General features: G+C 58.6%; 24 protein-coding genes. 5 read left to right on the top strand and 19 right to left on the bottom strand.

Features of this window, described 5'->3' with window-relative positions; translation table 11 throughout:
* Positions 1-250: 250 nt before the first annotated feature.
* From KI613_RS06510 to KI613_RS06520, 3 genes are all read right to left on the bottom strand, one after another.
* Complete coding sequence (locus KI613_RS06510; RefSeq protein WP_404826989.1) at positions 251-346, bottom strand: hypothetical protein; 96 nt, start codon at positions 344-346, stop codon at positions 251-253.
* Between the two features lie 181 nt (positions 347-527).
* Complete coding sequence (locus KI613_RS06515) at positions 528-761, bottom strand: DUF2789 family protein (protein WP_226404391.1); 234 nt, start codon at positions 759-761, stop codon at positions 528-530.
* Positions 762-799: 38 nt separating this feature from the next.
* Positions 800-1,504 carry an alpha/beta fold hydrolase gene (locus KI613_RS06520; RefSeq protein WP_226404392.1) on the bottom strand — a complete coding sequence of 235 codons (705 nt, stop codon included), beginning with the start codon at positions 1,502-1,504 and terminating at the stop codon, positions 800-802.
* 399 nt (positions 1,505-1,903) lie between these two features.
* Here KI613_RS06520 and KI613_RS06525 point away from each other — a divergent pair, with 399 nt between their 5' ends.
* The 4 genes from KI613_RS06525 to KI613_RS06540 all read left to right on the top strand — a co-directional run bounded on the left by KI613_RS06525 (position 1,904) and on the right by KI613_RS06540 (position 5,300).
* Positions 1,904-2,461, top strand: a complete 558-nt coding sequence (locus tag KI613_RS06525) for an alternative oxidase (protein ID WP_404826990.1) — start codon at positions 1,904-1,906, stop codon at positions 2,459-2,461.
* 427 nt (positions 2,462-2,888) lie between these two features.
* Positions 2,889-3,809, top strand: coding sequence for a hypothetical protein (locus KI613_RS06530; RefSeq protein ID WP_226404394.1), 921 nt, complete (start codon positions 2,889-2,891; stop codon positions 3,807-3,809).
* A gap of 106 nt (positions 3,810-3,915) precedes the next feature.
* Complete coding sequence (locus KI613_RS06535; protein WP_226404395.1) at positions 3,916-4,704, top strand: hypothetical protein; 789 nt, start codon at positions 3,916-3,918, stop codon at positions 4,702-4,704.
* Between the two features lie 158 nt (positions 4,705-4,862).
* On the top strand, positions 4,863-5,300 hold the full coding sequence (locus KI613_RS06540; RefSeq protein ID WP_226404397.1) for a hypothetical protein: 438 nt from the start codon (positions 4,863-4,865) through the stop codon (positions 5,298-5,300).
* 423 nt (positions 5,301-5,723) lie between these two features.
* Here the strand turns inward: KI613_RS06540 and KI613_RS06545 are convergent, their stop codons facing one another.
* The 14 genes from KI613_RS06545 to KI613_RS06610 form a co-directional block, all read right to left on the bottom strand.
* A complete protein-coding gene (locus tag KI613_RS06545) occupies positions 5,724-6,092 on the bottom strand; it encodes a cytochrome b5 domain-containing protein (RefSeq protein ID WP_226404399.1) in 369 nt (122 codons plus the stop codon).
* A complete protein-coding gene (locus KI613_RS06550; protein WP_226404401.1) occupies positions 6,092-7,345 on the bottom strand; it encodes a ferric reductase-like transmembrane domain-containing protein in 1,254 nt (417 codons plus the stop codon). Before KI613_RS06550 ends, KI613_RS06545 begins: the two co-directional genes overlap by 1 nt.
* A gap of 30 nt (positions 7,346-7,375) precedes the next feature.
* A complete protein-coding gene (locus KI613_RS06555; RefSeq protein ID WP_226404403.1) occupies positions 7,376-7,675 on the bottom strand; it encodes a hypothetical protein in 300 nt (99 codons plus the stop codon).
* A 1,041-nt stretch (positions 7,676-8,716) separates the two neighbouring features.
* Complete coding sequence (locus KI613_RS06560) at positions 8,717-9,259, bottom strand: flavin reductase family protein (protein WP_226404404.1); 543 nt, start codon at positions 9,257-9,259, stop codon at positions 8,717-8,719.
* 55 nt (positions 9,260-9,314) lie between these two features.
* Positions 9,315-9,809 carry a TPM domain-containing protein gene (locus KI613_RS06565; RefSeq protein ID WP_226404406.1) on the bottom strand — a complete coding sequence of 165 codons (495 nt, stop codon included), beginning with the start codon at positions 9,807-9,809 and terminating at the stop codon, positions 9,315-9,317.
* 3 nt (positions 9,810-9,812) lie between these two features.
* Entirely contained in the window at positions 9,813-10,652 is an 840-nt protein-coding gene (locus KI613_RS06570; protein ID WP_226404408.1) for a TPM domain-containing protein, read from the bottom strand.
* Positions 10,653-10,658: 6 nt separating this feature from the next.
* Positions 10,659-11,264 carry a LemA family protein gene (locus tag KI613_RS06575; RefSeq protein WP_226404410.1) on the bottom strand — a complete coding sequence of 202 codons (606 nt, stop codon included), beginning with the start codon at positions 11,262-11,264 and terminating at the stop codon, positions 10,659-10,661.
* 142 nt (positions 11,265-11,406) lie between these two features.
* On the bottom strand, positions 11,407-11,856 hold the full coding sequence (locus tag KI613_RS06580; RefSeq protein ID WP_226404412.1) for a MaoC family dehydratase: 450 nt from the start codon (positions 11,854-11,856) through the stop codon (positions 11,407-11,409).
* A 28-nt stretch (positions 11,857-11,884) separates the two neighbouring features.
* On the bottom strand, positions 11,885-12,784 hold the full coding sequence (locus KI613_RS06585; protein ID WP_226404414.1) for a CapA family protein: 900 nt from the start codon (positions 12,782-12,784) through the stop codon (positions 11,885-11,887).
* A gap of 65 nt (positions 12,785-12,849) precedes the next feature.
* Positions 12,850-13,269, bottom strand: coding sequence for a hypothetical protein (locus tag KI613_RS06590; protein ID WP_226404416.1), 420 nt, complete (start codon positions 13,267-13,269; stop codon positions 12,850-12,852).
* The gene (locus KI613_RS06595; protein WP_226404417.1) at positions 13,253-13,936 is read right to left on the bottom strand and encodes a YbaY family lipoprotein; all 684 of its coding nucleotides are present in this window, start codon (positions 13,934-13,936) and stop codon (positions 13,253-13,255) included. Before KI613_RS06595 ends, KI613_RS06590 begins: the two co-directional genes overlap by 17 nt.
* The gene (locus KI613_RS06600; RefSeq protein ID WP_226404419.1) at positions 13,933-14,676 is read right to left on the bottom strand and encodes an arginyltransferase; all 744 of its coding nucleotides are present in this window, start codon (positions 14,674-14,676) and stop codon (positions 13,933-13,935) included. The genes KI613_RS06595 and KI613_RS06600 overlap by 4 nt, the downstream gene beginning before the upstream one ends.
* A 3-nt stretch (positions 14,677-14,679) precedes the next feature.
* A complete protein-coding gene (gene aat, locus KI613_RS06605; RefSeq protein WP_226404421.1) occupies positions 14,680-15,384 on the bottom strand; it encodes a leucyl/phenylalanyl-tRNA--protein transferase in 705 nt (234 codons plus the stop codon).
* A gap of 16 nt (positions 15,385-15,400) precedes the next feature.
* Positions 15,401-16,549 carry an ABC transporter ATP-binding protein gene (locus tag KI613_RS06610; RefSeq protein ID WP_226404422.1) on the bottom strand — a complete coding sequence of 383 codons (1,149 nt, stop codon included), beginning with the start codon at positions 16,547-16,549 and terminating at the stop codon, positions 15,401-15,403.
* A gap of 30 nt (positions 16,550-16,579) precedes the next feature.
* On the opposite strand from KI613_RS06610, the gene KI613_RS06615 reads away from it, so the two are divergent.
* Entirely contained in the window at positions 16,580-18,217 is a 1,638-nt protein-coding gene (locus tag KI613_RS06615; protein ID WP_226404423.1) for an ABC transporter permease, read from the top strand.
* A gap of 39 nt (positions 18,218-18,256) precedes the next feature.
* Here the strand turns inward: KI613_RS06615 and KI613_RS06620 are convergent, their stop codons facing one another.
* Positions 18,257-18,898 (bottom strand): ankyrin repeat domain-containing protein, encoded by a 642-nt coding sequence (locus KI613_RS06620; protein WP_226404424.1) that lies wholly within the window; start codon positions 18,896-18,898, stop codon positions 18,257-18,259.
* A 65-nt stretch (positions 18,899-18,963) separates the two neighbouring features.
* The gene (locus tag KI613_RS06625; RefSeq protein ID WP_226404425.1) at positions 18,964-19,980 is read right to left on the bottom strand and encodes a Fe(3+) ABC transporter substrate-binding protein; all 1,017 of its coding nucleotides are present in this window, start codon (positions 19,978-19,980) and stop codon (positions 18,964-18,966) included.
* Between the last annotated feature and the right edge of the window lie 51 nt (positions 19,981-20,031).

Genomic DNA, 20,031 nt, shown 5'->3' on the forward strand with positions numbered 1-20,031 from the left:
TCCGGAGCGCTCGGGCGGTTGCCGGGCACTCGGGAATCAAGACTGTTTATCGCAGGCCAAAAAATGACATGACGGCGATGACGACAACGACCAGTCCGACGATGTAAATAATGTTGTTCATGTGCGTTTCCTTTCGCGTAGGGCGGTGGGCAATCCGTGTTGTCCATCTGGCTTCACCTTACCCCGCACTTCGGTGCCGCTCTGTATGGCAGCGCGCACAGAAGCCGGCCCCGAAATCCAACGGCTGGTGCTATTCAGCGCGAGCAATTCGCCCGATTTCCCCGGCAATGTCTTCGGGGGGCAAGATGAAATCGATGCAGCCGCTGGCAATGGCGCTTTCCGGCATGTCGGGCTGCTTTGCGGTACTCAGTTTCTGGGCAACCGTAATGCCCGCGATTTAGCCTGAACCGGGCGGCAAGGGACGATTGGGCGACCGTCCGCCGGATTTCAATTTTGGCTATTTTTCCCGGTTGACCGTGGAAGGCACGATATCTCGCCGCAGTTGAGCATCCCGGCAGTGCTGGAAATTATTTGGATAAACGGGCATTCAGTTCATCAATAACGCCCGCCCAGTCGGCATCCCAAATGATTTCTTCCTTGAGAAAGCGACTCTGCACTTCGGTCCAGAATGGCGCGTTACAGATCGTGGTTCCCTTGCTCAAGGGACGCCGTTCGGTGATGAATTTGTCGATATCCGCCGGCTCTGTCGACAGCCCGAGCTGGGCAAACAGGTTAGCCATCGAGTGTGTTTGGGCTTCCATTGGTACTCCAGTTCAGATTCACTTGAATCACGCAAAGGTCAGAATTTTTTGTCCTTGATCCAGTCAAGCAACAATCCGCAGACCAGTTCCGGTTGATCAAGCGTTGCCAAATGGCCGCATTGGGCGATGAGCTCAAGCTTGGCATGCTTGATCCCGGTGGCCATCTCCTTCGCTAATTCCGGTGGCGTGATCTGGTCATCCTGGCCACAGATCACCAGCGTCGGGCAGGTGATGCTTTTCAGCGTCGGCCGACTATCGGGGCGACCTATGATGGCCCGCTGCTGACGCTCAAAAATCTCCTTGCCCAGACTGCTCGCCATCGATTGGATGACGCCACGCACGGCGGGCTGGTTTATTCGATCGGGATGCGAGAGAAGCGGCAGCAGCTGTTCGGTCACCGCATCGAGATCGGTTGCTGCCAGCTTGATCAGCGCTTCCCGTTTTGCGCTGGCCTCCGGCGTATCGGGGCGCGCCGTCGTATCCATCAGGACCAGTCCGGACACCCGCTCCGGTGCCTGGCGCATGATTTCGAAGGCGACATAGCCGCCAAGTGACAGGCCAAGCAACACAAAATGCTTGGCCGAGGCCAACTTGAGGACGCTGGCGGCGAGCTCGGGGATCGTTTCCGCAATGCTCAGGTCGCCCACTTCGACGGTAGACATTGCCGACAAGGCGGCAACCTGGTCGGTAAAAACGCTCGCGTCATTGAGCAAGCCGGGCAACAACAAAATGTTTGGTTTCATGGTTTATTCCTGAATTGACAGTGAAGGCCATGCCAGACAAAGACCGGTGAAATTATTGAACAAGCAATCCATGTCCGGCACCACGGAGGCGAGTCGCCTCGAAGCGTCATGGCTTCATCTTGCCCGCAACAAACGCGACAACTCGGTGCGCGAGCGCACATAAAACCGCAAGTTGTTACCGCACCATCAACTGCCTTGCTGTGTGTCCAATCGAACTGAGCCGCAACGGACTTGTTGAAATAATCAGCTAACCGGACTCAAGCGGCTTCAGGAGATAGCAATGCTGAATGCAACACGCAATGAATGCCTTCAACCTCCAGGCAACATCGACAAGTTCTTTCTCGCGCCTGACCACGCAAAAGAACTGCAACACCACGTTCCCGAAATGTGCGGGACAGGTTGGCCTATCGGCTCGTCAAATTCCTGCGCATTGTTGTCGATGCTTTTTTTGCCGGACGCTACGGCCATCGTGCCGTCATTCTGGAAACCATCGCCGCGGTGCCCGGCATGGTCGGCGGATCGCTCCAGCACCTCAAATCGCTGCGCCGCATGGAATCCGACCATGGCTGGATCCGCACCCTGCTCGACGAAGCAGAAAACGAGCGCATGCATTTGATGACCTTCATCACCATCGCCCAGCCCTCGCGCTTTGAACGCCTGCTCATCCTGCTCGTTCAAGGTGCGTTCTACAACGTCTATTTTCTGCTGTATCTGCTGTCTCCAGCAACGGCACATCGAGTCGTCGGCTATCTGGAGGAAGAAGCGGTCACCAGCTACACCACCTATCTGGCCGGCGTGGACAACGGCACCTACGCCAACGTCCCGGCCCCCGCCATCGCCATCGAATACTGGAAACTTGCGGCTGACGCACGCCTGCGCGAGGTCATCATCGCAGTCCGCGCCGATGAGGCGACGCATCGCGATGTCAATCATCAATTTGCAGGCCAGCTGAGTTGATTGGAATTGGGATGAAAGCTGATTCCGGCGTTCGTTTCAGGATATGAACGGGCTGGCTCAGGGGGCTGCTTTGAGTCTTCTGCCTCTTCCGCTTCGTGCCCAAAACGGCCGTTGCGGTTTCCCGATTGCAGCCAGTCAGCCAAACCCAATATCTTCGAACTGGACTGCCACGAAGCTGCCGTTGGCGACCTCACCCTATCGGCCAGAAGCGGCCAGTCAGGAATTCATCCTATAAGCGGACATACACAATGCTTTTGTCCCATAGGGCGAAATTGAAAACTCGTCTGGCATACTGGAGTTATTATACTGACAGCCAATATCCCAAGTGACTGAACGGTATGAACTTAGAGCAGCATTTTCGGCGTCAACAATATCAATGGTTATGCGGACCCCAGTGTCCGTGTAAACACTGTTTGGCCTCATAGCCATGCCTCGCAAACTATTGACGCCATTACTGATCGTTGTTTCTGTCGCTTGCTTCTCGCTCTCTTTCGCGGACGACAGCCTTCCAGCTAAAGAGCGCTTGAAGTCTTGCGACCCTAGGGTGGCCTTATCAGCAGCGAAGGAAATCTTGAATGACCCTAAGACACTTCAAGAACCTTTGGAAATGTTCTCTCCAGCATTGATCCTGTTTCAGTCTGGTGAAAAAGATGACGCCGTATTCTGGTTCTACGTTGCACAACTTCGTGTCCGATACCAGCTTGCTTTTCAGAAGGGTGACCGCGGCCAACTACTACAAGTCATGTTGATGACCGTCGGCCCACCAATAAACAACTATGCGTTCCAAGATGTTCTGAAGCTTGATCGCCAGCTTGATCGAGTATTGGAGTGGGACAGAGCTACGCCAAACTCAATGAAAGAAGGAACCCGTGCTGATGACAATAATGCTCAGATCGAGAAGATTTACTCTGGCTTCCGCGATCTAAGAACCAAGCTGCGAGTAGAAAAAGACGACATTGAACAGAAAGCCAAAGCAGCAGCGCCGCAGATTGAGCAAATGTACTCACAGATGCGCTCTCGCCCCTGCCAGCCAGGTTTCCCCGACCCCGCGTATGCCAACAGAACAATCGAAATGGAAAAGAATGCAGTAGCAGAATTCACAAAGGATCACAAAGACGTATTGCAGGAGGTTGGAGCCATCAAATACGTGAATGTTTCGTCCTACAGATTGAATCCGCAATCTACTCTACCCAGCAGATACACCGTATCAGTAGATGGAACAAACAAACGGCTCTTCGCCGAAGTCGAGGTATCAAGGTCTGGGGATCGTGCCCATTTTGTATTGGTTTGTACCACTTCCCTTTCTCTAGGGCAGCGAGATCCCTTCAAAGATATCTGTGTTCAATAATTACCTGAGCGAACCCACAATGAATCAAGCAGTTGTTTGGAATAAGCGTGTTTTCTTATTGTCAATATGCAGCCCGTTCGGACCGTTGAGTTACTGTTAGAGCACAATGCCTTTCTTCGCATATGCCGGCTTTACCGTTTTAGGACTCTTGTTCTCTTTCATGGGCTTGGTATTCGCCATGACAGGAGGCACGGAAAGTATATACATAACCGCAGGCCCGTTATTGCTCGCATACGCAGGCGCAATCTTCTACGTCATTAAGAAGGCAAATGAAGGAAATGGGCCTAAGTCAGCTTTTGTATTGGCATTGCCAATGCCGTTTGTCTCTGCGATGTTTGTCGTGTATTCGATCGGGAGCCATGCAGTTTTGTTTGTCATCCCTGACGCAGAAACTTTCAGTTCCGAGTGCAAGACCGCCGGTGCGAAATATATAAAAGCACCCGCTTTACCAGTCCATTCCATCGTTTACTACAATGAAACAAAGTTTCGTCCTCACTTTACGTCGCTCAGCGTCTCTTGGGGTTCGCGTATTTCATCCCTCAGCTACGATAATCGGCCAAATCATCCATCTCTCGAATTCACTGAAACTGGGCCCAACGCCTTTGGTCACCGATATACTCGCCACCCAAAAGCAGAAAAGGAATATGGCGTTGATGCCCTTACGGCCGATGTCCTCGTCAAATTCAAAATGAGTCCAGAAGAAGAATTGCAAAAGGCTCTGGGATCACAGGGCGTCGTAAACTACGAGCTGACTGTTATTGACCAACGTACAAATGAAGAACTAGCGCAGTTACGCTATGTAACCGACACGGAAAATAAACGTGCTTGTGGACTAACAGGAGAGAATACTTTGAGTGAGAGAGCATTTATTCTTAAAGCTATTGGTTTGCAATAGCAAATTATTGATCGGTGGAAATTGTGCTCAAACCCATTATTCACTGGGCAAATGAAGTAAATTAGCCTGAGTCACTTTCCTCATCAAACTCGTCCGCGTCGGCAGATAAACGTTATTCGTTAGGTCTTATCCCTACTCTTACGAACCAAGAGGTATGAATGAACGCGGTAAAAACGTTCGCCATTTGCTTCTGCATGCTCATAAGCGTCCCCGTAGGCGCGCAGCAAAAATACCCGCCCCTCTTTCTGCCTAGCCCATCTAGCCCGCCAATCGCCGCGTTCATGGCGTGGCACCAATCACTGCTGAAAGGTGATTTTGTGGCGTACAAGAACTCTAGTTTCTGGCTACCCGAAATGAAGGAAGAGTTGAAAGAACAAATGTTTGATTGTTTACGCAGCACTGCTCCGACGATAGTAAAAATCACGGAGCAAAAGACCAATCCAAATGGAAGTGTCGGTTTTTACGCGGTGGGCTGCAAAGACAACGTTCGCCTCATCAACGTGATTACCGTCGGTAACACAGATGGAGCGTGGCGAGTGGCTGCGTCCGGTTGGGGGCCTCCTTGGAACGAAACGGCTAAGCTATGCCCGCTCTAATCCCTCTAAAAACCGGTCGCTTCGATAAACCCGCGCAGCGATCCTGACCTTAACAGTTGCTGAACGACCGCTTTCCAAATCTGGCTACGTCCGCAGAGGGCACCGAAGCGACTGTTATACCCTAGGATTCATCGCCGAAAAGCGGTCAATGAAGTTCCGCCCCCCCCGGAAGCGGTCGTTCCCCACAGCAGTGAGCGTGCCCAGACCTACCTTATGACAGGCCCAAGCGGGCCACCCGTCATCGCTCCCCAAGCCGGCACTGGCGTCTCGTTCGCTCATCTGTCGTTCTTGGCCACAACAAACTTGCGTATCAGCGCTAGGGTTAGTAGCAAAAATTGTATGGTCGTATATGCAGCCTGGAAAGCTTCATAACCTGAGGCTTGTTGCCGCTTGAACGGAGAATAATGGGCATTGCCATAGTCATCACGGCCTTTCGGAAGCAAGCTTTCCAATTTTGTACTTGCTCAGCAACTCGTCTGCAAACGGCGCATGTGGGCGTCCTTTTGTTTTTGTATTGTAGGCTTCAGTTGCTTCTTTGCCGCACCACGGCAATACCACCTCTGGTGGAGATGGATGTCCAGGCAAATACGCGGTCAGGTCATAGACTCCTCCACGAATTGCCATCCAACAGTTGTCCGCTGTCGCATGCTTGGCAAGATCTGCCTTTGAATAGACTTTCTCTGCCGAAATGGCAAGGCTTTGCTCAGCCGGCGGCAGCCAGAGGTTTCCCGCCCAGAACGCTGTAACCAGCAACCAGAACAATACAGTCGAAGAGAGATAGAGTTGGCGCATTATCGGAACTCGAAGTTTTCAAAGTGGATGTGGCGGGGAGAAATACCTCTGCCGCTCAAGGCCTTTCTGAGGCCGGCAACTAGGCCGGGCGGGCCGCAAAGATAGCAATCATGTTGTGCAAGGGTAGTTGCGTCGGGCAGGATCGTATTCAAATCAGGAACATCCTTGCCAGTTGCGACAGCGCAAAGGGAGAGGTTCGAGTCATTTGTCGCCAATGCCTGAATTTCTTGCAAAAATGCGGCATCGGCATCGGACCGATAAAGATACAAGAGAAGCGTTTTCTGACTGAGCGGCCCTGCCCGAAGTTGCGCCAGAAACGGCGTAATGCCAATGCCGCCGGCAACCCACAGTTGGGGCGACAACGAACGATCAGTCAGAAATTCCCCAAAGGCGCCATGCACACGTGCCATGACGCCAGACTCAATGGACTGAATTTTCCGGGTGCAATCGCCCAGCGCTTTCACACCAATCTGCATTTCACCGCCAGCCCCGACTGCACTGACGGTAAACGGATGAAACTCACCGCAGCCTCTGAATGTGGGCCCTGAAAAGAAAGCAACCAGTACAAACTGACCGGGCTTTACGGCGACGACTTCGCCCAAGGGTTTGAGTGCTATCTCCACCATGTCTTTGGCAACCACTTTGACGGCTTGTACGATAAAGGGCCGGGCGGCAAGGCCAAAATCCTCCCTCACGATACGCCAACCGAGAAAGAAGGCTGCAAGTACCAGAATCGGCCATACCGGCTCGTCGATACCCAGCAAAACCAAGTGCAGCAAGCCAAACAGCACCGCAAGCCCAAGCCCGACATGCAGCCAGCGCCAGGCTCGATAGGGAATACGTTTCTCGAAGGTGAGCGCCAGTCCTGCCATCAGCAGGAGTAGCGATAGCCAGCCGAGCCAGACCGGCCATCCCTGATTGAAGGGAGAGAGGGAATACCATGCCAGTTGTCGATCATTCGGCCAGGCGTCAGCGGCAAGAAGCAGCGGATGCGCCAGCAACAAAACATAGGCAGCCATGCCTGCCCAGTGATGCCAGCGATACATTCGTTCCAGCCCACCCAAGCCTTCGGCCAAGCGGCTTTCCCTAAGCATCAGTAAAAGACTGGCAAGCAGAAGACCGCAACCGGCCCAACCCAAAACAATACCTAAGCTACGCGCCAGTCCAAGCCCATCGGGCAGGGCCCAGAAAACCGGAACGACTGTCGCGATTAGGATCAGCAACGGGATCGACAGAAAGCGTAGAAGGTGCATGGATGGCTATCGTATCGATCAGATAAAGCTTCAGGGTTTCGGCTTCTCAGTCTTCAGGTGATCGCAGATATCTTGTCCGCCACCCGCCATGGCCAAGCCTCGTTGCTGGGCTCGCTCTTCCATCAACTGGTGATGGCTGACCTGATAACTTCGGCAATCTTCAAGCTTGGTAAAGCTGCGAATCTTTGCTTGGTGCTCGATCCGCTCCTCCGGACTCATGAGTTGCCAGCCTCGGGTGTTCGACTCACTGGCCCGCCAAGGGCCTCGTGCCGAAGAGCTACCAATCAGCAATAGTCCGATGACCAGGGCGGTGATGAACTTTGTCTGCATGATCAACTTTCGGCAATTATCCTAGGTGCGACGATGTTCAATATGACCCGGATACGGCATCAACAGGCTGCCACAAATTAGCTTCGCGACAGCCTGTGCTTCAGAGGAAAGCAATCCGAGCCAGCGTAGGTAGTATTACTTTACGCTGTTCGTGTTCGTTATTGCTCTCCTATAGAGAAGACAACGCTAGTTTGAAGCAGGTGGGGTTGTGGGGGTATGGATGCGGTCACGAGACTGGATGCGATCCTGATCTTTAGTCTGAATTCGTTCCTGATCTCGGGTTTGAGTACGCTCTTGATCTCTTACACGGTCCTGGCTCTGGTCGCGTGTTTGAGTTTGAGTTTGAGTTTGGTCTGCCTGTCCTCCGCGATTCTGGCCGCCAACTGATTGGCCGCCTCCTTGCCCACCACCCATTCCGCCACCACCCATACCTCCTCCGCCACCGCCTCTGGCTTCGGCCACGGTTCCAGCTAACGAGAAGCACGCTACGATTAGCAGGGTAATGATTCTGGACGATTTCATGATTTGCTCCCTTGAAAACAACTAACTGATGAACCTCCTTCAATTGTTATAGAGCATTAAATTAGAGTTTTCTTATAGTGCGACAATTAGTCGCATGGCAAGGTGGATAAGCCTTGGCGTTGGCCGCATGGACATTGCAACCTTGAATCGCTGTGCAAGGGCGTATTTCTGGGAGGGAAATCGATGAGGGTGCCTCAGGATAAACTTCTGGGCTACGGTAGGTCAGGCCATTGCAGGCGTTCGCGCTTTGATGCACAAATACAGCTCAGGCCGATGAGAGAGCCGAGCGCCTGAAGCTCTAAATCAAAGACGTAAGCTGAGTCAGCTACCATCCTGATGCTTGGGATTTGGCACCACAATGGAAGATTGTGGCCGGGTCGAGGCAGTGCAGTCGCAAATTTGCTCACCGAATACCGGCCGTTCGCCAGGGGTTCTGGAGGCCCTACCTATTGAAATTGGATTACCTCTTCGAGCGGCGGCTCCTGGCCGACTCGAGCCGGCGGGCCAAGCCAATAAACCCTAAACTCCCGGCGGAAGCTTGGCGGCCATCATCTTCTTTCGGTCGATCTTTCGCCCGTCAACGATGAAGGTGCCGTCGCCCACGGCGTGAACCGTGCGCTTTTCCTGGCGTTCGCCGTCGATGTAGGCGGCGACTGCTTCCAGTACGACGATGTTGTGCTTTTCGATGATGTCGATGACCTTGCACTCGATGTTGGCGAGGCATTCCTTGATCAGGGGCGGCTTGACGAGTTTGGCCGGGACTGGTGTGAGCTTGAAGCGGACGAATTTGTCGGTGTCTGCTCCGGAGCATGTCCCGATGCCGACGACCGTGTCGAGCAGGTCGACGGTGGGAATGGCGATGACGCATTCCCGATGCTTGCGCAAGGCCGCGTAGGAGTGGTTCCATTCGCCCGTGGTGATGGCAAACGTCGGGGTGAAATCCATGACCATGGTCCACGAGATGGTCATGATGTTGTCTTTCTTGCCGTCATGGGTGGTGACGAGGACGACCGGTCCTGATTCGATCAGGGTGAAAGCCTTGTTCAGTTCCAGTTCTTGCATGGGAGCACCTCTGATGATCGGGCCAAGCGTGTCTGTTCGATGTCGCCCATGAAAATCAAAGCAATGTTGGCGCGTCGTCCAGTTCGTTCGGGTTGTCGCCGGTGGCCGGGAAGTGTTGGGCAAGCAGGGCCGTGATGCGCTCTATGGCGTCCACCATGCCGGTTTGGTAGTTCCCGGCGGCAAATGCTGTTTCCATGCGGTGGCAGATCGCTTCCCATTCGGCTGGCGAGACGAGGGCAGAAATGCCGTGGTCGGCGAGGATTTCGACCTGATGATCTACCAACTGAACGTAAACGAGGATGCCGTTGGCCTCGCGCGTTGCCGCCACGCCGAGCGACTGGAAGAGGCTTGCCGCGCGGTCGCGGCAGGATTCTTTGCGGAGCAGGGCGCGGAGCGGTAGCGGGCCTTCGATGGCGATGCGGATTTCGCCGCGCTGCTTCGTTTCGGAAGCCTTGACCGCCGCGCCGATGGCCGCCAGATCGTTGGCGCGGAAGGCGCGTCTGGCCCACCAGCCGGGCGATGAGAGATGTTTGAGCAGGCGTCTCAGCATGATTTACCAGTTCCCCGAAGCGCCGCCGCCACCAAAGCCGCCACCACCGCCGGAAAATCCGCCGCCGCCCGACGAGCCGCCGCCAAAACCACTGGGGAAGCCGCCGCCGGATTGCCAGCCGCCGCGGCCGAGGCGGATGAAGGAGAGCGCGAAAGCGACCAGCGCGGCGCCGCCGGCCAGGCCGAGCGAGGTGAAAAGCGTCCACGCCAGCCAGCCAGCGACGCCGGAAACGGCCAGCGAGCCGAGCAGGCCGAACATCGAGCGGATGACGCCGGCCATGAAGAAGATGATAAGCAGGAAGGTCAGTGCATCGCCGGAATCAGCGCCGCTCGGGGCGGTGTGCACCGCGGGGGAGGGCAGCGGTTCGCCGCGAATGACCTTGTCGAGCGTCGCCACAGTGGCCCGCAGGCCGCCGGCAAAATCGCCCTCGCGGAAACGCGGCGCCATCTGTTCGGCCACAATGCGCTTGGCGATGGCGTCGGGAATGGCGCCTTCGAGCCCGTAGCCGATTTCGATGCGCATGCGTCGGTCGTCCTTGGCGACGATGACGATCACCCCGTCATCGACGCCCTTGCGGCCGATTTTCCAGGCTTCGGCGAGGCGGATGCCAAACTGCTCGATGCTTTCCGGCTGGGTTGTTGGCAGCAGCACGATGGCAATCTGCGCGCCCTTGTCTTTTTCCAGTAAGACTAGGCTGGCCGTCAGCCCGGCTTTATCCTCGGCTGACAGCGTGCCGGTCAGGTCGGTGACGCGTTCGGTCAGCGCCGGCAGCGCCACCTCGTTGGCGCTCCAGCCGAGCAGCGGCAGCAGCGCGAAACAGAGGGCGGCGAGCCAGCGCAGCATCGGGATTTACTTGGCTGGAGCGGGGGTATCGAACTTGACGACCGGCGGCGCTGAAATGGCCTTCTCGTCGTCGACTGTGAAATTGGCCTTGGGCTTGTAGCCCATGACCATCGCCGTCAGGTTGTTCGGGAAGGTGCGCACTGAAACGTTGTAGACGCGCACGCTGTCGATGTAACGGTTGCGGGCCACGGTGATACGGTTTTCGGTCCCTTCGAGCTGGGCTTGAAGGTCGCGGAAATTGGCGTCGGCCTTGAGGTTCGGGTAGTTCTCGGCGACCACCAGCAGGCGAGACAGGGCTCCGGACAGCTCGCCCTGCGCCTTCTGGAATTTGGCGAAGGCGGCTTCATCGTTGATCAGTTCGGGCGTGATCTTCATGCCGGCGACGTTGGCGCGCGCCTCGGTGACGCGGGTCAGGACTTCCTTTTCATGCGCGGCGTAGCCCTGGACGACGGAAACCAGGTTGGGAATCAGGTCGGCGCGGCGTTTGTACTGGTTGAGCACTTCCGACCACGCGGCGTTGACGCCTTCGTCGTTGATCTGGATCTGGTTGTAACCGCAGCCGGAAAGCAGGCTGGCGATGAGGACGAGTACGGAGTAGAGACGAATGCGCATGGAAATGGCTCCCGAAAAAATGGTTCGCGGTACAGCATACCATCGTGATATTTTTTCATAGCAGGCAAAGCCAGGTTTGGCCAGCCGGATGCCACGGTCAACCGGAAATATCGGCCAAAATTGAAATCGGCGGGCGACCGCCTCAGGCTGGTTTGCGGCGCAGCAGATGCATGACGATGAAGCTCAGCACCGCCTCGCCACGCTGGTTGACCGCCTGATACTTGAGGCGCGCAATGCCGCGATCCGGCTTCGAGTTCGATGGCCGTACCTCAAGCACTTCGATTTCGCTGTGCAGCGTGTCGCCCGGCCGTACCGGGGCCAGCCAGCGCAACTCGTCGATGCCCGGCGAACCCATGCTCGATTCGGCCAGCACGCCGGACTGGATGAACAGCCGGAAGCAGATGGCCAGGCTCTGGAAGCCGCTGGCGATCAGCCCGCCATACGGCGAGTCGGCCGCCGCGTTGGCGTCGAGATGGAAGGGCTGCGGGTCGTAGCGCCAGGCGAAGTCAATGATCTCGGCTTCAGTCAAAGTCAGTCCCGGCGAGGTGAAGCGCTGGCCGGGGGTGAGGTCGTCGAGAAAACGGGTGTCCATGGCGGTCAGTCCTTTGATTGTGTGGGGCTTACGGGTTCCGGCATTGCGCCACCTGCGCGTCGCCGGCCTTGCCGCAGGGAGTGAGGGCGCCGGGCATCGGGTGCGGCGTGCCACGCTTGTCCATGTGGGCGGCGAGGGTGTCCCATTCGAGCACGCCGGTTTTATCGAGCTTGAGGCGGAGCAACCAGCCGACTCTGGCTTCCGGGGCTTCGAAGCCGTCGAAGACGAAGTTGCCGAGGCTGTAGATGATCGGTTTGCCCTGATAGACGTCGGCGCCCTGGGTGACGTGCGGGTGGCTGCCGACGACCATGCTGGCGCCTTCGGCTATCATGCGCCGGGCGAAGCTTTGCAGGCGCTGGCTGGCGGCCGGCTCGTATTCCCAGCCCCAGTGCATGAAGGGAATGATGAGATCGGCGCCGGCGGCCTTGGCGGCACGGATGTCGCTGATCACGTGATCGTCCTCGCTCCACGCCGTGCCGGGCGTGTCGGCGCCGGCTTCGAAGGCGCGCGGGGCGAATTCGTTGTAGCCGAGGATGGCGATTTTGAGGCCCTGGCGTTCTATCCACAGCGGCTTGTGGGCTTCGGCGAGGTTCTTGCCGGCGCCGAAATGGGCGATGCCGGCGCGGTCGAGTCGTTGCATGGTTTCGAGCAGGGCTTTGTGGCCGTAGTCGCCCACATGGTTGTTGGCCAGCGTGACGGCATCGAAGCGACCTTGCAGGATGCGCAGCGTGCGCGGGTGGGCGCGGAAGGTGTAGGGCTTGTCGGCGAGGCGTTTGCCGCTCCTGGCGACCGAAGTTTCGAGGTTGGCGATGCGGTAGTCGGCGGCCCTGAGCGTTTTGGCGAAAGGGGCGAGCGGGTCGCCGCCGCGAGCGATGAGCCGGCCGGGGCCATCGTCGAGCATGACGTCGCCGGCGAAAATGAGCGTCATGGGCTCGGCTTGGACGTTAAGCGCGGCCAGAAACGCCATTGCTACGGTCAACCGGAAAAATCGGCTCATTTTGAAATGGCCTCGCGCAGTTCGCACCAGTATTCGAGGACGAGGCCGTAGCGCGGCTCGTAGGCATGGTTCAGCCCGGTAAAGCCGTAGCTGCCGGCAGGGACCGGCGGATAGGCGTAGGTCGCCTGGTGAATGAGCGGGCGGCCGTCGACGTCATCGTGCCGGGCGTAGGTGTAGAGCTTGATGCTGGCGAGGTCTGCCGGTTCGCTGCGAAAAACGATACGGAACTGCAGGTAGGAGCCGAAATCGACCGGCGCCACGGTGTAGGGCGAGGCGGTGGGTCGGGCTTCGACAGTCTTGGTCTCGCCGCCGTAGGTGACGTGGCAGGCCACAATCTCGCCCGCCCCAGCGTGAGTGGTCGCGGTGCCGAGGAGCAGGGCGCCAATCAGCGCCCGGCCGTTAGCGCGGAGTGCCACGGCTCGCTGGTTTCAGCACGATGTCGACCGGAACCGGCTGGCCATTTTTTGTCGCCGGAGTCGGTTTGGCACTGGCGAAAAGCAGTTTGCCGCCAGCCTCGATGCGGGCGCTGACGGTGGCGTTGGCCTTCTTGCCCATCAGGTCGCGGTCCACCGTCGCATTGAAGGCAATCGGCACTTGTGCGCCGTTCAGTTCGTAACGCTGATCGGCCAGCGTACGCTGGCCGGACTGGATGCGAATCTTGAGGATGGCGTTGGGCGGCAGGGCGACGCGGGCGCGGTAGGTGACCTTGCCGGCGATGTCGATGAAGCTGCTGGCCGCTGCTGGCTGCGCTGCGGCCTGCGGCATGACAGGCGCCACGCTGCCACGCGAACAGCGGCGCAGGTTGCCCTTGCCGTCTTCCAGAATGGCGTCGTCGCCCTTGGTGGCCAGGCGAATGTCGCCGCTGCGATAGAGCGCGCCCGAGGCGGCCGGCACTTGCGGCAAAACGACCGCTTCGTCGGCGAAATGCAGGGTTGCCTGCGGTCGACTGGAAATATCGGCCGAAAATGAAATGTCGATGCGGCTTCCGTTGTCGCAGGTGTAGGCGATGGGCTCGTCACCGGCGAAGGCGCAAAAAGGGACGAGCAATGCCAGCAGCAGTGCCGGCAGGGGGCGGAGGTTCATGGGTTTTCCGGTTTGGGGAGGGGAATCCAGCGCCCGTCGAGCAGACCTTCGATGGGCTGGAAGGCCGATTTGTAGGCCATCTTGCGGCTTTCGGCAATCCAGTAGCCGAGATACAGGTAGGGCAGACCCAGGGCATTGCACTGGGCGGCCTGCCACAGGATGTTGTAGGTGCCGAAACTGGCGTTCGGGACATCCGGATCGTAAAACGTATAGACCGACGACAGGCCGTCGTCGAGGACGTCGATGAGGCTCACCATGCGCACGATGCCGTTTTCCGAGAACTCGACCAGCCGGGTGTCGACGCGGCTTTGCAGGAGGAACTGGGCGTACTGGTCATGGCTGTCCTCGTCCATGCCGCCGCCCGGGTGGCGGGCCTGCTGGTAACGGTTGTAGAGCGCGTAATGCTCGTCGTAGTAAAGCAGCGGCAGTTCGCGGGCGCGCAGGTTGGCGTGGTGCTTCGACGCCCGGCGCTGGCTGCGATTGGGTTGCAACTCGGCAACCGGCAGGCGCACCGGCACGCAGGCCTGGCAGTTGTCGCAATGTGGCCGGTAGGTGAAGATGCCGCTGCGCCTGAAGCCGGCGCGGACCAGCGCGCTGTAAATCTCGCTGTCGATCAGGTGGGCCGGCGTTGCCACTTGCGAACGCGCCTCGCGGTCGGCCAGGTAGCTGCACGGATAGGGCGACGTGGCGTAGTACTGGAGCAGCGAGAAGGGCAGTTCGGCGTCGTCAGGCTGGGCCATGGCTTACCACGCGAGATCGAGTTGGTCGGTCGACCAGTGGGCGCGCGACGAGGCAGCTGCGGTCAACGCCGACAATCGGGTCAAAAAGGCGTCGCGCGGAATTTCGCGGGCGCCGAGCGAGGCGAGGTGGTCGGTATGCATCTGACAGTCGATCATGCCCAGTTGGTTGCTCACAAGATAACGCACGAGGTGGGCGAAAGCGACCTTCGATGCGTCAGTCCGCCGGGAGAACATCGATTCGCCGTAGAACATCCGACCAATGGCCAGCCCGTACAGGCCACCGACCAGCGTGTCTCCCTCGTAACTTTCGACCGAATGCGCCCAGCCGAGTTCATGCAGGCGGACGTAGGCTTCCTTCATTTCCGGCGTGATCCAGGTGCCATCCTGGCCGTCGCGCGGCGTTGTGGCGCAGGCAGCCATGACGCCGGCAAAATCGGTGTCGAAGCGGACCGCGAATTTCCCGGCGCGCAGGGTTTTCCGCAGCGAGCGGGTCAGCCGGAATTCTTCGGGAAAAAGCACCATGCGCGGATCGGGCGAGTACCACAGCGGCAGGCCATCGACCGTTCCCCACGGGAAAATGCCTTGCCGGTAGGCGGCTAGCAGGCGGTCGGGCTGCAGGCCGCCGCCGACGGCAAGCAGGCCGCCCATTTCTTCCCGGGCCATGTCGACCGGCGGAAAAAGGTCGTGCGGGCCGAGAAACGGGATCATGCGCGATCGTTAAAAACTAGCTGGCACTGCTATTGGCCAGCCAGGTGATCGGCTTGGCCTGTTGTTCGAGCTTGATTTCGCAGGCCGGATCGTCGCATTCCTCATGCTTCATGAAGGCGATGACGTGGTCGGCATCGAGCCGGATGCCAATTTTCTCGCCGAGCGCATGATTGTGGTGCGATGGAACCAGCGACAAGACCTGCGTGCCGCTGGCCAGGCGCAGCGTGTACAGGATGTCGGCGCCACGGAAAGCCTTGTTCAGAACCTCGGCCTGGACGGCACTGGTGTCGTCATGCACGATGTCATCGGGTCGCAACAGTACGTCGACCTTGCAACCGTTGTCGCAGGCGGCGCAGGTTTCGTTGCACTCGACCGGCGTGTCGGAAATCAGCGTGCCCAGTTCCATGCGCACGCTGTTGTTGTCGCCGACCGTGCCGGTAACCAGCACGCCCTGACCGATAAAGTCGGCAACGAAACGATTGGCCGGGCGGTGGTAAAGGTTGTACGGCACATCCCACTGCTGGATGCGGCCTTCGTACATGATGCCGATCTCGTCGGCCATGGCGAAGGCTTCGTGCTGGTCGTGCGTGACCATGACCGCCGTCGACCCCTCGCGCTTGAGAATTTCGCGCACCTCGGCCGACAGCCGCTCGCGCAGGCCGACATCGAGGTTGGAAAACGGCTCGTCGAGGAGGATCAGTTCCGGCCGCGGCGCCAGGGCGCGGGCCAGCGCCACGCGCTGCTGCTGGCCGCCGGAAAGCTCATGCGGAAACTTGCTGCCCTGACCGTGCAGGCCGACCGTCGCCAGCAACTGGCGGACGCGTAGATGGGCGTCCTCGCCCGGGTTGCGACCAAGGCCGAAGGCAACATTCGCTTCGATCGAAAGGTGGGGAAACAGCGCGTAATCCTGAAAAACCATGCCGATCCGCCGCTTCTCGGGCGAAACGCGCTGACCGGCTCGGCTGACAACTTTGCCGTGCAAGCGGATTTCGCCGCCGGCGATGTCCTCGAAACCGGCAATACAGCGCAGCAAGGTCGTCTTGCCGCAACCGGAGGGACCAAGCAGGCAGGCGATGCTGCCGGCTTCGAGCTGGAAGTTAACGCCGTCGACGACGGTGTGGTTGCCGTAACGCTGGACGACGCCATTTAGTTCAAGTTGGGCCATAGCGGTCGATTATAATTCGCATTCACATACATGCGCACCGCCCATTATTCCCCCCTGCTGACGGTCGGAATCGTCGTCGCCCTGCTCGCTGGATTGCCGGTGGCCAGCGTCGGCCTCAATCTCTTTGTTGGCGGCACCAGCGCTACCTGGTCGCATCTAGCCGACACCGTACTTTCCGAATACATCGCCAATTCGTTGTGGCTGTGCCTCGGCGTCGGTTGCGGCGTTGGCATCGTTGGCGTGGCGACGGCCTGGCTGACGGCCATGCACGAATTCCCCGGCCGGCGTTTCTTCGAATGGGCCATGGTCCTGCCACTGGCCGTTCCAGCCTATGTCATGGCCTACGTCTACACCGATTTCCTGCAGTTCGTCGGCCCGGTGCAAACCTTTCTGCGCGACACCTTCGGCTGGGAACACGGTGACTACTGGTTCCCGGACATTCGCACCTTGCCCGGCGCCATGCTGATGTTCGTCAGCGTGCTTTATCCCTACGTTTACCTGCTCGCCCGCACCGCCTTTCTCGAACGCGCCAGCGGCATGCTGGAAGCTGCGCGAACGCTGGGCATGGGGCCATGGCGGGGCTTCTTCGCCGTATCCCTGCCGCTGGCCCGGCCGGCCATCGTCGCCGGCATCGCCTTGGCGCTCATGGAAACGCTGGCCGACTACGGTACTGTCGCCTATTTCGCGGTCAATACTTTTACTACCGGCATTTACCGCGCCTGGTTTTCGCTCGGCGACCGTGTCGCTGCCGCCCAACTGGCCGCCATGCTGCTCGCCTTCGTACTTTTCCTGCTCATGGCCGAGCGGACCTCGCGCGGCCGGGCCCGTTATCACAACACGACCGGCCGCAACCGGCCGATGGCTGGTGCCCACTTGCGCGGCCCGGCCGCCTGGCTGGCGACACTGGCCTGTGCCATCCCCTTGTTGCTCGGCTTCATTCTGCCGGCGATATTGCTCCTCAAAATGGCCCTGACCGAAGGTGATGCCCAGTTCGGCGAACGTTTCCTGATGCTCGCCCGTAACAGTTTCGTGCTGGCCGGCGTGACCGCCGCCATCGCTGTCCTGCTCGCCCTGCTCATGGGCTATGGTGCCCGCCTGGCGAAAACGACCTTCGCCAATGGCTTGAACCGCCTCGTCGGTCTGGGCTACGCCGTGCCGGGGGCGGTAATCGCCGTTGGCGTGCTGATTCCGGTGACGCGTCTCGATAACTGGCTGGCCGGCCAATGGGAGCTGTGGTTTGGCCATAACCCCGGCCTGTTGCTGACTGGCGGCATCGCCGCGCTGATCTACGCCTATCTCGTGCGTTTCCTCGCCGTGGCCCTGCACACGGTTGAATCCAGCCTGGCCAAGATCACTCCGAACATGGACGACGCAGCGCGCAGCCTGGGCCTGGGGCAGGGCGAAACCCTGCGCCGGGTACATGTGCCGATGCTGCGCGGCAGTCTGCTGACGGCTGGTTTGCTGGTTTTCGTCGATGTGATGAAGGAGTTGCCGGCCACTCTGGTCATGCGGCCTTTCAATTTCGATACGCTGGCCACGCAGGCCTACACGCTGGCCTCGGATGAACGGCTGGCCGAGGCATCGACTGCCGCCTTGGCCATCGTCGCGGTGGGCTTGTTGCCGCTGATCGCCCTGTCGCGGCAGATTACGGCAGCGCGCCGGCGCTAGCCGGCTTTCTTCAGTTCTGACCTGGTGTCAGGCAGACCGCTAGCGCCTGTCGGAAACCTGTGGCGAAGCGTCCGGGTTCTCGTTTTCGTCCAGGAAAAGCAAGTCCATGCTTAGTAGACTGGTATCGGTTCCGAAGTCACTTGGCTTCTCGGTGTCGTCGGTCGGGGGAAACGTATCGGAATTTGAAAATTCGATGAGGTTGCCCGGTTTGCTTTCAGGTAGCGGCGGATCAATGGCTACTGCGGTCGGCGGAGGCATGTCGGAGGGGGTGAATTCGACGATGTTGTCCGGCTTGATTTCGGAAGGTGGCGGCGTGACGACTTCGTCGGGCAAGGAAACATCCGGAGTCTCAGGGGGGGGCGTGACACCCTCGAGTGGCATGGCACCTTTTTGCAGCAGCAGATCAGCGATGTCCTGGTGCCCTTTTCTCAAGGCCAGCCGCAGTGGCGCTCCCGGTCCGTCGCTAGTGATAGCGTTTGGATTGGCGCCACGATTCAGCAACTCGCGAACAATGGCCAGATTGCCTTCAAAACAGGCGGTGCGCAGTGGCAGGCCACTGTAGCCGTGCATGTCGGGCATCTCGATGTCATCGCCATCGTCCAGCGCAGTAAGTACGCCACTCAAGCTGCCGGCGCGGATGGCATTGATCAGTTTATTCTTGGTGAAGCTTTTGACGGTCATGTTCCAGTTGTTCCGTAGGCCCCGGGAATTGTAGGGAATTGCCGGGGCTTTGGCGAGAACTGGTGTTACTTGAAGCCGGCCCGGTCGAAAATGATCTGGGCCTTGGTCTGATGCATGGCGAGGTTCTTGACCGGCAATTTGTCAGCCTTGAATTTGCCCATGGCATCCAGTGCAGGATTCGCCACTTTTACGCTGTCGACCGCAGGCCATTCGTTGTTGCCATCGGCGAAATAGCGCTGTGCCTGATCGGAGACCAGGTATTCGAGGAACTGGACGGCTGCCTCGCGGTGCGGTGCGGTCTTCAGCATGCCGCCGCCGGAAACATTGATGTGGGCACCATTTCCGCCCTGGTCCGGCCAGACGATGCCGACCCGTTCCATCATTTTGAGCTCTTCCATCTTGGTCGAGCGGAGCAGGCGAGCCACGTAGTAGGTATTGGAAATGGCCACGCCGCATTCGCCGGCGGCAACCGCCTTGATCTGGTCGGTGTCGCCACCCTTGGGGGCACGGGCGAAATTGGCCACCATGCCGCGGGCCAGTTCTTCAGCCTTCGCTTCGCCCTGGTGGGCGATGATCGATGCCATCAGCGACAGGTTGTAGGGGTGCGAACCGGAGCGCGAGCAGAACTTGCCCTTCAGCTTAGGGTTGGCCAGGTCGGCATAGTTCTGGACATCTTCCGGCTTGACCGAGAGTTTGTTGTAAACGATCACGCGTGCCCGTGTCGAAAACGAAAACCAGTCCTCTGTGCGCAAGTGGGCCGGGATGCGCGATTCCAGTAGTTTCGAGGAAACCGGAGCGAACAGGCCAAGTTCATGGGCTTTTGCCAGCCGGGCTGCATCGACGGTCAGGAAAATGTCGGCCGGGCTGTTGGCGCCTTCGTTCTTGATCCGCTCAAGCAGCTCGTCTTCCTTGCCTTCGATACGGTTGATCTTGATGCCGGTCTGTTGTGTGAAGTTGGCATAGAGCGCCTCATCCGTCTGGTAATGGCGGGCGGAATACAGATTGAGGATTTTTTCTTCGGCAAACGCCGGGTAGGCAACGGTGAGGGTTGCGGCGGCGATCAGGGCGGGCATCAGCTTCATGCGGGAACTCCGACTGGATATGAGAATTGTTCCAGTTTACTGGCTGTGTGG

Source organism: Ferribacterium limneticum, assembly GCF_020510585.1.
Classification (GTDB): Bacteria; Pseudomonadota; Gammaproteobacteria; order Burkholderiales; family Rhodocyclaceae; genus Azonexus.